This window comes from Ornithinimicrobium sp. F0845 (assembly GCF_023015765.1).
GTDB lineage: Bacteria > Actinomycetota > Actinomycetes > Actinomycetales > Dermatophilaceae > Ornithinicoccus.
In genome coordinates this window covers 211,795-224,990 of the sequence record NZ_JALKAL010000001.1, presented here as the reverse complement: position 1 = coordinate 224,990, position 13,196 = coordinate 211,795, and the positions used below count along the sequence as shown (strand labels likewise).

Annotated in this window: 12 protein-coding genes; 5 read left to right on the top strand and 7 right to left on the bottom strand. The window is 71.9% G+C overall.

From position 1 onward, the window contains the following. Positions 1 to 48: 48 nt before the first annotated feature. Both MWU75_RS01020 and MWU75_RS01015 read right to left on the bottom strand, forming a co-directional pair. A complete protein-coding gene (locus MWU75_RS01020) occupies positions 49 to 897 on the bottom strand; it encodes an ABC transporter permease (RefSeq protein WP_247087577.1) in 849 nt (282 codons plus the stop codon). Further along, positions 894 to 1,895 carry an ATP-binding cassette domain-containing protein gene (locus tag MWU75_RS01015; RefSeq protein ID WP_281496635.1) on the bottom strand — a complete coding sequence of 334 codons (1,002 nt, stop codon included), beginning with the start codon at positions 1,893 to 1,895 and terminating at the stop codon, positions 894 to 896. Before MWU75_RS01015 ends, MWU75_RS01020 begins: the two co-directional genes overlap by 4 nt. Before the next feature lie 197 nt (positions 1,896 to 2,092). Between MWU75_RS01015 and MWU75_RS01010 the strand changes: the two genes are divergently transcribed. The 5 genes from MWU75_RS01010 to MWU75_RS00990 all read left to right on the top strand — a co-directional run bounded on the left by MWU75_RS01010 (position 2,093) and on the right by MWU75_RS00990 (position 7,309). Further along, positions 2,093 to 3,937, top strand: a complete 1,845-nt coding sequence (locus tag MWU75_RS01010; RefSeq protein ID WP_247087573.1) for a lipase family protein — start codon at positions 2,093 to 2,095, stop codon at positions 3,935 to 3,937. A 91-nt stretch (positions 3,938 to 4,028) separates the two neighbouring features. Beyond that, positions 4,029 to 5,216 carry a histidine kinase gene (locus MWU75_RS20150; protein ID WP_247087571.1) on the top strand — a complete coding sequence of 396 codons (1,188 nt, stop codon included), beginning with the start codon at positions 4,029 to 4,031 and terminating at the stop codon, positions 5,214 to 5,216. Beyond that, the gene (locus MWU75_RS01000) at positions 5,213 to 5,536 is read left to right on the top strand and encodes an ATP-binding protein (protein WP_247087569.1); all 324 of its coding nucleotides are present in this window, start codon (positions 5,213 to 5,215) and stop codon (positions 5,534 to 5,536) included. The genes MWU75_RS20150 and MWU75_RS01000 overlap by 4 nt, the downstream gene beginning before the upstream one ends. Positions 5,537 to 5,582: 46 nt before the next feature. After that, positions 5,583 to 6,209, top strand: a complete 627-nt coding sequence (locus tag MWU75_RS00995; protein WP_247087567.1) for a response regulator transcription factor — start codon at positions 5,583 to 5,585, stop codon at positions 6,207 to 6,209. A gap of 491 nt (positions 6,210 to 6,700) precedes the next feature. After that, positions 6,701 to 7,309, top strand: a complete 609-nt coding sequence (locus tag MWU75_RS00990) for a hypothetical protein (protein ID WP_247087565.1) — start codon at positions 6,701 to 6,703, stop codon at positions 7,307 to 7,309. Between the two features lie 57 nt (positions 7,310 to 7,366). Here the strand turns inward: MWU75_RS00990 and MWU75_RS00985 are convergent, their stop codons facing one another. The 5 genes from MWU75_RS00985 to MWU75_RS00965 all read right to left on the bottom strand — a co-directional run bounded on the left by MWU75_RS00985 (position 7,367) and on the right by MWU75_RS00965 (position 13,074). Continuing rightward, complete coding sequence (locus MWU75_RS00985; RefSeq protein ID WP_247087563.1) at positions 7,367 to 8,215, bottom strand: aldo/keto reductase; 849 nt, start codon at positions 8,213 to 8,215, stop codon at positions 7,367 to 7,369. A gap of 31 nt (positions 8,216 to 8,246) precedes the next feature. Beyond that, complete coding sequence (locus MWU75_RS00980) at positions 8,247 to 8,732, bottom strand: hypothetical protein (protein ID WP_247087561.1); 486 nt, start codon at positions 8,730 to 8,732, stop codon at positions 8,247 to 8,249. A gap of 211 nt (positions 8,733 to 8,943) precedes the next feature. Then, positions 8,944 to 9,798, bottom strand: a complete 855-nt coding sequence (locus MWU75_RS00975; RefSeq protein WP_247087559.1) for a hypothetical protein — start codon at positions 9,796 to 9,798, stop codon at positions 8,944 to 8,946. Between the two features lie 12 nt (positions 9,799 to 9,810). Next, the gene (gene pabB, locus MWU75_RS00970) at positions 9,811 to 12,060 is read right to left on the bottom strand and encodes an aminodeoxychorismate synthase component I (protein ID WP_247087557.1); all 2,250 of its coding nucleotides are present in this window, start codon (positions 12,058 to 12,060) and stop codon (positions 9,811 to 9,813) included. Between the two features lie 12 nt (positions 12,061 to 12,072). Beyond that, positions 12,073 to 13,074: a pirin family protein gene (locus MWU75_RS00965; protein ID WP_247087555.1), complete on the bottom strand. Its 1,002-nt coding sequence runs from the start codon at positions 13,072 to 13,074 to the stop codon at positions 12,073 to 12,075. Positions 13,075 to 13,196: the final 122 nt, after the last annotated feature.

Sequence of the window (13,196 nt, the reverse complement as noted above, 5' to 3'; positions counted from 1 at the left end):
AGGGGCCGGGTCACGCTGACCCGGCCCCTCGGCCCACGCGAACCTGTCTCAGGCGGAGGTCCGCCGGTAGCGGGCGATCGACAGCGGCGCGAAGATCAGCACGATGACGACCGTCCAGATCAGGGTGTAGAGCACCGGGTTCTGCAGCGACCACGCGTCCGAGGGCGCGGACATCGGCAGGTTGTTGCCGAACAGGTCGCGCGAGGCCTGCGTGACGGTCGAGACCGGGTTCCACTCCGCGAAGATCCGCAACGGTGTCGGGAACGACTCGAGCGGCACGAACGCGTTGGAGATGAAGGTCATCGGCATGATGACGATGAACGAGGCGTTGTTGATCACCTCGACGCTCGGCACCAGCAGACCGACATAGGCCATCACCCAGCTGAACGCGTAGGCGAAGACCAGCAGCAGGGCGAACCCGGCCAGCGCGTCGAACATCGAGTTGCGGATCCGCCACCCGACCAGCAGGCCGGTCAGCGCCATGATGATCAGCGTCAGCACGTTGTAGACCACGTCGGAGGCCGTGCGCCCGATGAGGACCGCGGCCCGCGACATCGGCAGCGACCGGAACCGGTCGATGATGCCCTTCTGCATGTCCTCGGCCAGCCCCGCGCCGGTGAACGTCGAGCCGAACACGACGGTCTGGGCGAAGATGCCGGCGATCAGGAACTCGCGGTAGGCCTCCGGGTCGGCCGGCGTGATGGCACCGCCGAAGACGTAGGCGAACAGCAGCACGAACATGATCGGGCTGATCAGGATGAAGACCAGGATCTCGGGGACCCGCTTGATCTTGATCAGGTTGCGCTTGGCGATGACCCAGCTGTCCGCGAGCACGGTCGCCGGGGTGGTCCGCCGGCCCGCGGCGGCGGGACGGCGAGTCTCGGTCAGGGTGGTCATCGGGATCCCTCCTTCGAGCCGACCAGCTCACGGTCCTGGTCGGCCTCGTTGTCTCGTTCCTCGGCGACGTGGCCGGTCAGCTCCAGGAAGACGTCGTCCAGGGTGGGCCGGCGCAGCCCGATGTCGAGCACCTCGACCCCTGCCTCCTGGAGCCGGTGCAGCACGTCGGCCAGCGCGCGTTGACCGGCGTCGACGCGGGCGCTGAGCCGCTTGCCGCCGCCCGAGCGCTGGACCTCGCTCGTGGCGACGGTCGCCAGCGCCGCGAAGGCCGCCCGGGTGTCGCCCTCGTCCTGGACGACCAGCTCCACGCGCTCCCCGCCGACCTGGCTCTTGAGCTGGTCGGCGGTGCCGTGGGCGATCGCCCGCCCGTGGTCGATCACGATGATGTCGTCGGCGAGGAGGTCGGCCTCCTCGAGATACTGCGTCGTGAGCAGCAGGGTGCTGCCGCCGCTGACCAGCTCCTGGATGACGTCCCACATCTCCTGCCGGGCGCGCACGTCCAGCCCGGTGGTGGGCTCGTCCAGCACCAGCACCGGGGGCTCGGCCACGAGCGCCGCCGCCAGGTCGAGCCGGCGGCGCATGCCGCCGGAGTAGGTCTTCGACGGCCGGTCCCCGGCGTCGGCCAGGCTGAACCGCTCAAGGAGCTCGCGCGCCCGCTCGCGGGACCGGGTGCGCCCCAGCCCGTAGAGCCGACCGACCATGTCGAGGTTCTCGAAACCGGTCAGGTGCTCGTCAACCGCGGCATACTGCCCCGACAGCCCGATCCGCGAGCGCACGCCCTGCGGGTCCCGGGCGACATCGATGCCGGCCACGGTCGCCTGTCCCTCGTCTGCACGCAGCAGCGTCGTCAGGATGCGGACCGCTGTGGTCTTGCCCGCACCGTTGGGCCCGAGCAGACCGAGCACGGTCCCCTCCGGCACCCTCAGGTCCAGCCCGTCCAGGGCCGTCACCTCGCCGTATCTCTTGACCAGTCCACTGGCCACGATGATGTCGCTCATCCGCACTCCCTCACTCTGCGTCGTCGCTTCCAAGGCCGACTTCCCAGTAGACCTGCTCCGGCGCGGAAACTCATCGGGTTTTTTTCGGGACCGGGTCGGCGCTGACCCAGCTGGTTGGTGCTCTCCTGCGAGTATGACGCGCAGCACCGACAGTGCTTCCCGGTCCCGTCCGCCGGTGTGCCAGTACGCTGCCCGGCGTGGGTGTGTCCGCGACTGACCAGGAGCGGCCAGCGCCATGGCTCGACCGGGTGCCCCGCTGGTTGCTGCTGGTGCTGGGCGTGGTCGCCGTCGTCGTCGGCGTGCTCCTGGCCACCCGGCCGCTGACCTCGCTCTCCGCGCTGACCCTCACCCTGGGTGCGGCCTTCGTCGTGACGGGTGCGGTCGCGTTGCTGACCGATCGGGAGGAGCGCACCCGGTGGGATGTCGCCCGCGGTGTGGGGTGGCTGGTGCTCGGCCTGCTCGTCCTGGTCTGGCTGCGCACCTCCTTCGACCTGTTGGCGCTGGCCGTCGGCGTCGTCCTCGTGGTCTCGGGCGCCTCCCGGATCTGGACCGCGGTGCGGGGCGCACCACTGGGAGGGACGGCGGATACCTCCGTCACCGCGCTGCAAACAAGCCCGGGGCGGGTGGCGAGCGGCCTGCTCGGCGCCGCGGAGATCGTCATCGGCGTCCTCGCGGTCCGCTGGCCGGACCTCACGCTCCTGGCGGTCGCGGTCGTCTTCGCGGTGCGTCTGGTCATGCTCGGCATCCGGCTGGTCCGGCGGGCGACCACCCGACCCGCGGTGGCTCGGCCAGCCGACCGCACGACATACTCCCCGGCCTCGGGGACCGGCCCCGGACGGGCCCGGCCCTGGCTGCAGCTGGTGGGCGGGGCCCTGGCGCTGGTCCTCGCCCTCGGCGCGGCCTTCCTGGGGGTCCAGGCGCGCAGCGGGGCTCCGGCTGTCGACGCGTTCTACGCCACGCCCGACGAGGTCCCGGACGAGCCCGGCGTGCTGCTGCGCAGCGAGCCGTTCACCCGCGACGTGCCGGAGGGGGCGACCGGGTGGCGCATCCTCTACACGACGACCGCGGCCGACGGCGCCCCCGCCACGGCCAGCGCGATCGTGCTCGTGCCCGAGGGCGTGGGGGCCGGGCCGCCGCCGGTGATCGCCTGGGCCCACGGCACCACCGGGTTCGCGACCCAGTGCGCCCCGAGCCTGCTGCAGCACCCGTTCGAGGCGGGCGCGATGCCGGCCCTGGAGCAGGTGGTCGACCGGGGCTGGGCGCTGGTCGCCACCGACTACACCGGGCTCGGCACACCCGGTCCCCATCCCTACCTGATCGGCCCGGGCGAGGCGCACTCGGTGCTCGACGGCATCCGCGCCGCACAGCAGTTCTCCGAGGTCGACCTCTCCCCCGACACGGTGGTCTGGGGTCACTCCCAGGGCGGGCACGCGGCGCTGTGGACCGGGCAGCTGGCCGCCGACTACGCCCCCGAGCTCACCCTGCGCGGCGTGGTGGCGATGGCGCCGGCAGCCGACGTCGTGGCGCTCGCCGAGAGCCTGCCGGGCTCCAGCGTCGGCGGGCTCTTCGCCTCCTACGTCATCGCCGCCTACGCCGCGCACTACCCCGAGATCACGCTCGACGAGCAGGTGATCGCTCCGGCCCGCACCCTGGTGCGCGAGATGTCGACGCGGTGCCTGGCCGAGCCGAGCATCCTGGCCTCCGTGGTCTCGGTATTCTCCCTGGCACGTGACCGGTCGGTCTACGCGCGGCCGCCGGCCGAGGGTGCCCTCGGCGAGCGGCTCCGCGAGAACGTCCCGACCGGCCCGTTCCCCATGCCGGTGCTGCTCGCCCAGGGAGAGGCGGACGACCTGATCCTGCCGACTGACCAGCGGCAGTATGTCGACCGGCTCTGTTCGGCGGGACAGTCCCTGGCCTACCGGACGTATCCCGGTCGCGATCACCTCTCACTCGTCGAGCCGGAGTCCGAGCTGATCGAGGACCTCCTGGAGTGGACCGCCGACCGGTTCGAGGGCAATCCGGTGACCGGTGGGTGCGGCTGAGGCGGGTGGCCCGCGGCTACCGGCCCACGCTTCCCGGTCACCGGGAGATCAACCCCTACCCGCCGGGAAGCGCACGCCCTAGATTGTGGACGTGAGTGACGCCCGAGCTCTCTCGGCGACCGGCACCCTGGCGGCCGGGCGACCGGCGCCCGACGCCTGGCTGCGGGTGCTCGCGCCGGTGTGTCTGGCCCTGACCGTCCTGACCGCTGCCACGTCACTCATCGGGGTCGTGAGCATGCCGACCGAGCAGGCCGAGCAGCTCAACAGTTCCGTGGCGGCGGCCCTCCTCGCGGTCGGGCTGGTCGGCCTCGCGGTGGCGGGCACGGTCCTGGCCAAGCAGCTTCCCCGCTCCACCATCGCCTGGCTCATGCTCGGCACCGGCCTGGCGTGGATGCTGGGCAACTTCGTGATGTTCGGGGCGTGGTGGCTGCTGGACCGTGGCAGCCCGTGGGCACCTGTTGCGGGGTGGCTCACGAACTGGATGTGGATCCCGGCCCAGGCACTGTCCATGCTGACCCTGCTGCGCTTCCCGACCGGGAGCCTGCCCAGCCCCCGATGGAGGATTGCCGAGTGGGCGGTGCTGGGTTGGGCCGGCCTCACCGTGCTGGTCACCGCGCTCCTGCCCGGCGAGCTCGGCGCCGACGCGTTCCTGGCACCGCTGACCAACCCGTTCGGCGTGCCGGCCCTCGCCGGCATCTCCGACGGGCTGCTCAGTGCCCTCTTCCTGGTGCTGCCGGGCTTGGTCCTGCTGGCCGCCACCGCACCGGTCGTGCGCTGGCGCCGCGCCGGCACCCGGGAGCGGGCCGCGCTGCGCTGGGTCGCGATGGCGGCCGTGGCCGTGGGCATCAGCGCCCCGCTGGCCCTGGCCAGCGAGACCGGTGAGATCCTGCAGGGCGTCGCTGGCCTGCTGCTGCCGATCGGCATTGGCACCGCCGTGCTGCGCGAGGAACTGTGGGACCTGGACCTCCGCCGCCGCTACGACAAGCTCCGTCTGGCTCGCGACCAGGAACGAGAACGTCTGCGCCGCGAGCTGCACGACTCCCTCGGCCCGGTCCTCGGGTCCATCTCGATGCGCGCCGAGGCCGCCCGCAACGTCCTGGCCACCGGGGACGCCGCCCGCGCTGACGACCTGCTCGCTTCGATCGGGACCGCGACCGAGGGTGCCCTCACCGAGGTGCGGCGGCTCATCGACAACCTGGGCCCGACCGCCCTGGCCGACCGCGACCTGGCCCCCGCGCTGCACACCCAGTTGGCGGCATACTCCGAGAGTTTTCCGTGACGCTGACCACCCACCCCGACCCGCTCCCCCCGCTCGACGAGAAGGCCTCGGCCACGGCATACCTGGTCATCACCGAGGCGGTCCGCAACGCGGCCCGCCACTCCGGCGGCACCGGGGCGCACATCTCCGTGCGTATGTCGGGCAGTCGCCTCCTCGCCGAGGTCACCGATGACGGTGGTGGCCTGGGCGGGGCACCGGCAGGCGTGGGGCGGTCGGGGATGGCAACCAGGATCGTCGAGGAGGGTGGGCGGCTGAGTGTCGCCGATAGCGAGCAGGGGGGCACGGTCGTGCGGTTCGAGTTACCTGGGGCTCTGCGATGAGCGGGTTCGTCCCGCGTTCACGCACCCGCGTCCGCGAGGTGCTGCGGTGATCAGGGTCGCGCTGGCCGATGACCACCCGGTCTTCCGGGAGGGCCTGCAACTGCTGCTCGAGTCGACGGGCGACATCGAGGTGGTCGGAGTCGCTGCGGACGGAGCCGAGTTGCTGCGACTCATCGAGCGCCCCGACGTCGAGGTCGACGTGGTCGTCCTCGACCTGGACATGCCGGTCCTGGACGGGGTGTCCACCGCCCGGCGCCTCTCCGCGGCCCGCCCGGATCTGGGCATCCTCGCCCTGACGATGCACGACGAACCGTCCGTGGTCGCCCGGGCGCTGGACGCAGGGGCGCGGGGATACGTGCTCAAGGGGGCTGGTCACGGTGCCATCGCCCGGGCCGTACGGGCGGTCGCCGAGGGTGACACCGTGCTCAGCGGCACGGTTGGTGAGGCGGTGCGACGCCGCACGCTGACCTCCGACGAGCCGATCCTGCCCGGGTTGTCGGCGCGCGAGTCCGAGGTGCTCACCCTGGTGGCCCAGGGTCGCGACAACCACGAGATCGCGCGCTCGCTCTACCTGTCGGCCAAGACGGTGCAGAACCACGTGAGCGCCCTGCTGTCCAAGACCGGCGCCCGCACCCGCGCCGAGCTGGTCGCCCTCGCCCGCGACGCGCAGTAACGCCCTCGCGGCACCCCTCCCCAGCCCAGCGCCCCAGCCCAGCGCCCTCCCCAGCGCCCCTCCCCAGCGCCCCTCCCCAGCCCAGCGCCCCTCCCCAGCGCCCCTCCCCAGCGCCCCTTCCCAGCCCAGCGCCCCTCCCCTCCCAACGCTCAGCGCCTCCCCAACGCTCAGCGACCCTCCCCAGCGCCCCTCCCTAACGCTCAGCAGAAATGGTCACGCGGATCTGGTCGCATGCGACATCTTTTGCGCGACCAAATCCACTGGTCACAACCTCGGGGCCCGGGACAGCGACACGGCGGCACGCAGCAGGACCACCCGGCACGCAGCAGGCCCACCCGGCACGCAGCAGGCCCACCCGGCACGCAGCAGGACCACCCGGCACGGCACCACGTCCCTATCGGGAACTGCGCCCCTGTCGCCCGGGAAACCGGGAACGCCAGCGTGGTGCCCCAGCGGTCGGGACCAGCCCGGCCCTCCCGGAAGGAAGTCCCGTGGCCACTGTCACCCGCACGCAGTCCGTAGTGATCGCCGTCCTCGGTGCCCTCGTGCTGAACGCTTTCGTGTTAAGCCCGTTCTGGATCCTGGCTCCCGCTGAGGAGTTCAGCGACACCGCCTCGGTCCCGGCCTTCGGGTGGGCCCAGGGGATCAGCTGGTTCCTGCTGACCCTGCTCATTCCCCTGGTGCCCGCGCTGGTTCACGCCGGCCAGCGCGGCACACCCCCGGCCTGGGTCGTGCCCTTGGTGCAGATCGCCCTGGCCCTGCAGGCGGTGAGCCACTATGTGCAGGGGTTCGTGCTGACCTGGCTGACTCCGCAGGCACCAGAGATCGTCAACGCCACCGACGGCGGCATGCTCCAGGTCTCGATGTTCGGCATCTGGGTGTTCTTCATGGTCGCGATGATCGTCTTCGCCATCACCCTGTGGCGCGCAGGACACAGCCGGGTCGGAGCGGTTCTGATGATCCTCGGCGCGATCTCCACCCCGGCTATCGGCTCGTTCGGTGCCGGGCTTCTGGCGCTCGGGCTGCTCATCATCACGGTGCTGTCACTGCGGTCCCGCGCTGCGCTCCCGGAGGCCGAGCCGGCCTCGGCCATGGCCTGACCTCACCCGGTCGCTGGAGTGTGGAGGTCGATCAGTCCATGCCGCAGCCGGAGTCCGTCAGCTGCGCACCTGCGTGAACGCTGCGGTGGCCGGGTCCGCACCGATGAACTCGTCCGTGTCCAGCGCGCTGATCGCCGTCATGTCCTCGTCGGTCAGCTCGAAGGAGAACAGGTCCAGGTTGCTGGCGATCCGCTCCGGCGTGACCGACTTCGGGATCACGATGGTGCCCTGCTGCACGTGCCAGCGCAGCACGACCTGACCGCTGGTGACGCCGAGCCGCTCGGCGATCGCGGTCACCGTGGGGTCGTGGAGGTCCTTGCCCTGGCCCAGCGGGGAGTAGGCCTCGACCGCGATCCCCGCCGCCCGGCTGGCCTCCTGGGTGTGAGGCTGCTGGAAGGTCGGGTGCAGCTCGAACTGGTTGACGGCCGGCATGACGTCGGTCTCCGCGAGCAGCCGCTCGAGGAACTGCGGGAGGAAGTTGGAGACGCCGATCGCGCGGACGGCGCCCTCGGCATACAGCTTCTCGAAGGACCCCCAGGTCTCGACGTAGAGATCGGCGCTCGGATAGGGCCAGTGAACGAGGTAGAGGTCGACCACGTCCAGACCCAGCGCCTTGCGGCTGTTCTCGAAGGCCGTCAGGGTGCTCTCCGCCCCCTGGTCGCCGTTGCGCAGTTTGGTGGTGACGAAGACCTCCTCGCGCGGCAGACCGCTGGCCCTGATCGCGGCCCCGACGCCCGCCTCGTTGTAGTAGGCCGCGGCCGTGTCGATGTGCCGGTAGCCGGCCTCGAGCGCCTGCTCGACAACCTGCTGGGTCTGGCCGTCGGCAACCTGGAAGACACCGAACCCAACCTGGGGGATCGTCACGCCGTTGTTGAGCTCGATGGTCGGGATACTGGGGTTCGTCATGCCCGCGAGTTTACGTCGCGGACACCGGCTGCTATTCCGGCGGTGCCGCGCTCGCTTCAGGCAGCAGCACCCGGTCCACCATCTCGGTCACCGACCCCTGTCCCTCGAACCGCACCGGCATGCCCGGGTGGCCGACAGCAAACCAGAAGGTGACCGGCCCGGCAGCCAGCCGCACGTCATACCGCAGACAGGGCAGTATGCCGAGGGGCCCGGTGATCGTCTCCTCACCGACGGCGGTCTGCTCGGCCGGGAAGGACGCGTGCTCCTGCAGATCCAGCCAGGTCACCCGGGTGGTGCGCGCCGGGCCGGTCGGGGTGCCCTGAGCGTCCGACGGGCAGGACTCCAGGGTGACCCCCTCGCGGTCCCCGTCCCGGAAGGTGTCCGTGTGGAAGGTGGTCCCCTCAGGGCTCTCCACGGCGAGGGTGACCCGCAGGCCGTCCGGACAGTGGGTCCGGATCTGCTCTGCGGTGAACGGCGTGGGGGCGTGCCCCTCGTGCAGGATCCGGCTCGTGTCCACCTACGCATGCTGCCACGTCGGGCACTACCGTGTGGTCCCGTGACTGGTGGGGACACCACCTATCCAGCGGCAGGACCGGTCGCCCGCGCGGCCCCGGGGTGGTCGAGTCGCGCGGGCGAGTGTCGGCCGCGACCACCTGCGGCACGGACTACGTCCTGCACCCCCAGCGTCAGAGCCCTGAGGCTGCAGGACATAGCCGGCGGCCGCTGGCCTAGTTGGCGGCGAGCGTCTCGAGCAGCTCCGGGAGCGTGGCGTCCAGCATGGCCCGGGCGCTCTCCGCGCTGGCCCCGTCGGTGTTGAGCACGGTGCCGAGCACGAGGTCGTCGCTGATCCAGGCCGCGAGGCAGAACGTGTCGTCCTGGCACAGACTGGCGATCTCCCCACCGAGACCCTCGGGTCCCGGGACGAGCTCGGTGTCACCGAGGATGTCCTCCGGCACGGCGCCCGTGCCCTTGAGGTCGACTGCGATGATCCCGGCCGCCACCCCGAAGTCCGAGTCGTTCGGGCTCCCGTCGCTGTCACCGCCACACACGATGCCGATGACGTCCTCCCCGACGCCCTCGTACTCGTCCCACTCGATCTCGGTGCCCCACCCCTCCAGCGAGGTCCCCGGGTAGCCCGCTCCGGCCAGCGCCTCCTCCAGCGCCGCCCGCTCGATGACCGGGCACCCCGGGATGTTGGTGCTGGTCTGCGGGGTGGCCGGCATGTTCGCCTCGAGGTAGGCGGCCAGACCCGCCCGGGCCGCCTCGACGTCGGCAGCCGCAACCGTCTCGGGTGCCTCCGACGTCTCCGCTGTCCCCTCAGCCGTCTCGGCCGCCTCTTCAGACGTCTCCGCTGTCCCCTCAGCCGTCTCCGCCGCCTCTTCAGACGTCTCGGCCTCGCCGGCGCCCTGTGTCTCTTCGGACGTCGCTGCTTCCCCGCCGTCCGCCTCCCCCTCGGCAGTGGACTCCGCCGGGAGACCGGCCGAGGGCTGGGGCTGATCGTCGGCGCAGGCGGCCAGGGCCAGGACAAGTCCGGTCGCGGCCAGGACCCCACCGGCCCGCCGCGTCAGTATCTTTCGAGTCATGGCACAGGGACGCTACCCGTCGGCGCGCGGTTCCATGGGGCCGCCGCTCACCCCGACGGTCGACGCTCGCAGCGCGGAGGTGAGGGCCCGCGCCTTGACCTGCGTCTCGTCATACTCCTCGGCAGGGTCGGACAGTGCGGTGATGGCGCCGCCCACGCCGAACTCGGCCACACCGTCCATCACCGTGACGGTGCGGATGACGATGGAGAGATCCATCGCGCCGTCCAGCCCGATCCACCCCAGGGCGCCGGAGTACACCCCACGCGGCCCGCCCTCGAGTCGGTCCAGGATCTCCATGGTCCGGACCTTCGGCGCACCGGTCATCGAGCCGCCGGGGAAGCAGGTGCCGATCACATCGAGGCAGTCCATGCCCGCGGCGAGCTGACCCCGCACGGTCGAGACCAGCTGGTGGACGGTGGCATAGCTCTCGACCTCGAAGATCCCGGGCACGTGCACCGACCCGGAGCGGCAGACGCGGTGCAGGTCGTTGCGCAGCAGGTCGACGATCATCAGGTTCTCCGCCCGGTCCTTGACGCTGGTGCGCAGCTCCTCGGCGAGCGCGGCGTCGGCGGAGGGGTCGGCCCCGCGCGGTCGGGTCCCCTTGATCGGCCGCGCCTCCACCACCCCGTCGGCGGAGACCGACACGAACCGCTCCGGCGAGGCGCTGAGCACGCTCGGGCCCTGTCCGCGCAGCCAGGCGGCGAACGGCACGGGGCTGGCCTCCCGCATGGCCCGGGCCAGCGCGGTCTCCTCGACCCGCCCCGGCCACGTCGCGGCGTTGGTCAGGCAGATCTCGTAGGACTCCCCCGCCCGGATCTGCGCCTGACAGTGGTCGATGAGGTCCAGATAGGCCGCGCGAGTATGCCGGAAGGCCGGCTCTCCCCCTGCCTCACCGTCCGGACCCTCCCCGCCCTGACCCGCCCCGCCCTGACCATCCCCGCCCTGACTATCCCCGCCCTGACCCGCCCCGGGCACGTGCCCGGGTTCTACCCCGGTGCCGGGGGGATCCGTGGGTAGAACCCGTGCACCTGCCCAGTCCTCACGAACGGTCAGGACCTGCCGCACGCGCTCGATCCAGGTCTGCTGCTCCGCGCGCGTCGCCTCGTCCCACAGATAGACCGCGTGGACCGTGCCGTCCTGGTGGTCGACCACGACCGCCCGGTCGGCGAGCACCAGCCGGGCGTCCGGGAACGCGGAGCGGTGCGCGGCGCTGCCACCGAGCTCGGCCTTCAGCTCATAGCCGAGATAGCCCACGAACCCCGGCCGGAACGGTCCCGGGAGGTCGTCCCCACGGTGCACCTCCAGCCGACCGCGTAGCGCGGCGAGGTTCGGCAGCAGCGGCCCCTCGAGCCGCTCGCCGGTGGACAGCTCAGTGAGTGGGGACCGCTCGGGACCGGACCCCACCCGGTGCGTGAGCACATAGGACAGCGGCCCGCTCGCGTCACCCATCACCGACCAGCGCGCCGAGGAGGAGGCGTCGAGCCAGAAGGAGGTGGGGCTGTCGGCGTACAGCGCCTGGTGGAGGGCCCAGGTGTCGGGGGACGCGCCCGGGGACTCCACCCGGTCCGGGCTGAGCAGCACGGACGTGGCCTGCACCGCCCGCGCACCCGCCCGCCCCGTCGGCAGCGGACGGTGCACGTCGCCGACGGCGACCACTCCGTCCCGACCCGCGCTCGGCTCGGCGGAACCGGCCAACTCGAGCCCCGACATACTGAGGAAGTTGGTGACGATCGCCTCGCCGTGTTCGGACAGCACCGACTCGGGGTGGAACTGCACGCCCCAGCGCCGGGCGGCCGGGTCCGCGAGCCCCATCACCACCCCATCATCGGCGGCGCGCGCGGTCACCACCAGCGGTGACGACGGCTCCGGCCGGACCCCCAGGGAGTGGTAGCGCACCACCGAGAACGGCGACGGCACCCCCGCGAAGAGCCCCGTCCCGTCGTGCACGACCTTGCTGACCTGCCCGTGGACCGGACGGAGGAGCTCGACGACTGCGTCACCGGCCAGGTGCGCCATCCCCTGGTGCCCGAGGCAGATCCCGAGCACCGGCACGTCCCGCTGGCGCAGGGCGAGGGTGCTCAGCCCCATGTCGGCCGCGTGCTGGGGACGTCCCGGGCCGGGCCCCACGACGATCGCGTCGAAGCCCCTGAGGTCGTCCGCGGTGTGGTCGTGGTGCCAGATCGTCGGCGCCTCCCCGAGCACCCGGTGCAGCAGGTCGGCGATGTTGTAGGTGAAGCTGTCGACGTTGTCGATCAGCAGCACACGCGGCAAACCTCAGCCCCTCGGGCGCAGGCGCACCCCGGGCAACGGCGGCGCGGGCAGGGGGTCCCCGTCGTAGTCGAAGAGGCCGTAGCGGGTCTGCGCGCCCTGCTCGACGCGGGTCTGCCACTCCTCGCGGTAGGCGACGACCTCGTCGTGATCGCGGCCGATGAAGTTCCACCACATGACGATCTGCTCCTCGAACGGTGTGCCGCCCAGGATGATCACCCGGCCGCCGTGCTCGCCCGCGTGGATGTCGACGGTCTCCTGCCCCGGCGCGACGTAGGCCAGGTCGTGCATCGCGATCTGCTCCGGCCCGACGCAGACCGGCCCGCCGTCGACCAGGACCCCGTGCTCGAAGGTCGGGTCCAGTCTCAGGGTCACGACCGCCCCGGGTTGCAGGGTCAGCTCGGCACCGAGCAGCGGGGAGTATGTCGTGGCGCTGGAGCTGATCGGCCCGCTCACGTCGTCGTCGGTCACCTCGAGCGAGCCGAGGAAGACCGAGAGCCTGCCCCCGCTGGCGAGGTCGACGGGCTCGGGGACGTAGTGCTCGAAGCCCGGCTCCTCGAAGCGCGACTCCTCGGGCAGGACGGTCCACAGCTGGACCCCGTGCAGGACCCGGGTGCTGTCGGTGGAGACCTCGGAGTGGGAGATCCCGGTGCCCGCGGTCATGATGTTCAGCTCCCCGGGGCGGACCATGGCGCGGACGCCAGTGCTGTCGCGGTGCTCGATCTCGCCGGTGAACAGCCACGAGACGGTCTGCAGGCCGGTGTGCGGGTGCGGCGCGACGACCATGCCTCCGGTCTGGTCCACGGCGTCCGGGCCGTAGTGGTCGGCGAAGCACCACGCACCGATCGTCGTGCGCCCGCGCGTGGGCAGGGTGCGCCTGACGAGCATCGCGCGCGGCCCGCCGAGCGGCACCTCGCGCGGCGGGATCACCTCCACCGCGGACGTGGACTCGACATCGGCCTCACCGCCACAGAGAACCTCGGGCGGTGCGACCTCCAGGTTGCTCATGCTCCTGAGACTAGCGACTCGGGCGCACTCCCGGCTCCCCTTGCGGCAGCCGCTCCCTACAGCGCACTCCCCCTGCGACGCCCCCACGGCGACTCACCCCCAGCGACGCCCCCCACGGCGAC

Excerpts from the sequence above, each read along its gene's own strand:
- MWU75_RS01020 (WP_247087577.1), bottom strand. The coding sequence starts at position 897 with ATGACCACCCTGACCGAGACTCGCCGTCCCGCCGCCGCGGGCCGGCGG.
- MWU75_RS01015 (WP_281496635.1), bottom strand. The coding sequence starts at position 1,895 with ATGAGCGACATCATCGTGGCCAGTGGACTGGTCAAGAGATACGGCGAG.
- MWU75_RS00985 (WP_247087563.1), bottom strand. The coding sequence starts at position 8,215 with ATGACGAACCCCAGTATCCCGACCATCGAGCTCAACAACGGCGTGACG.
- MWU75_RS00975 (WP_247087559.1), bottom strand. The coding sequence starts at position 9,798 with ATGACTCGAAAGATACTGACGCGGCGGGCCGGTGGGGTCCTGGCCGCG.
- MWU75_RS00965 (WP_247087555.1), bottom strand. The coding sequence starts at position 13,074 with ATGAGCAACCTGGAGGTCGCACCGCCCGAGGTTCTCTGTGGCGGTGAG.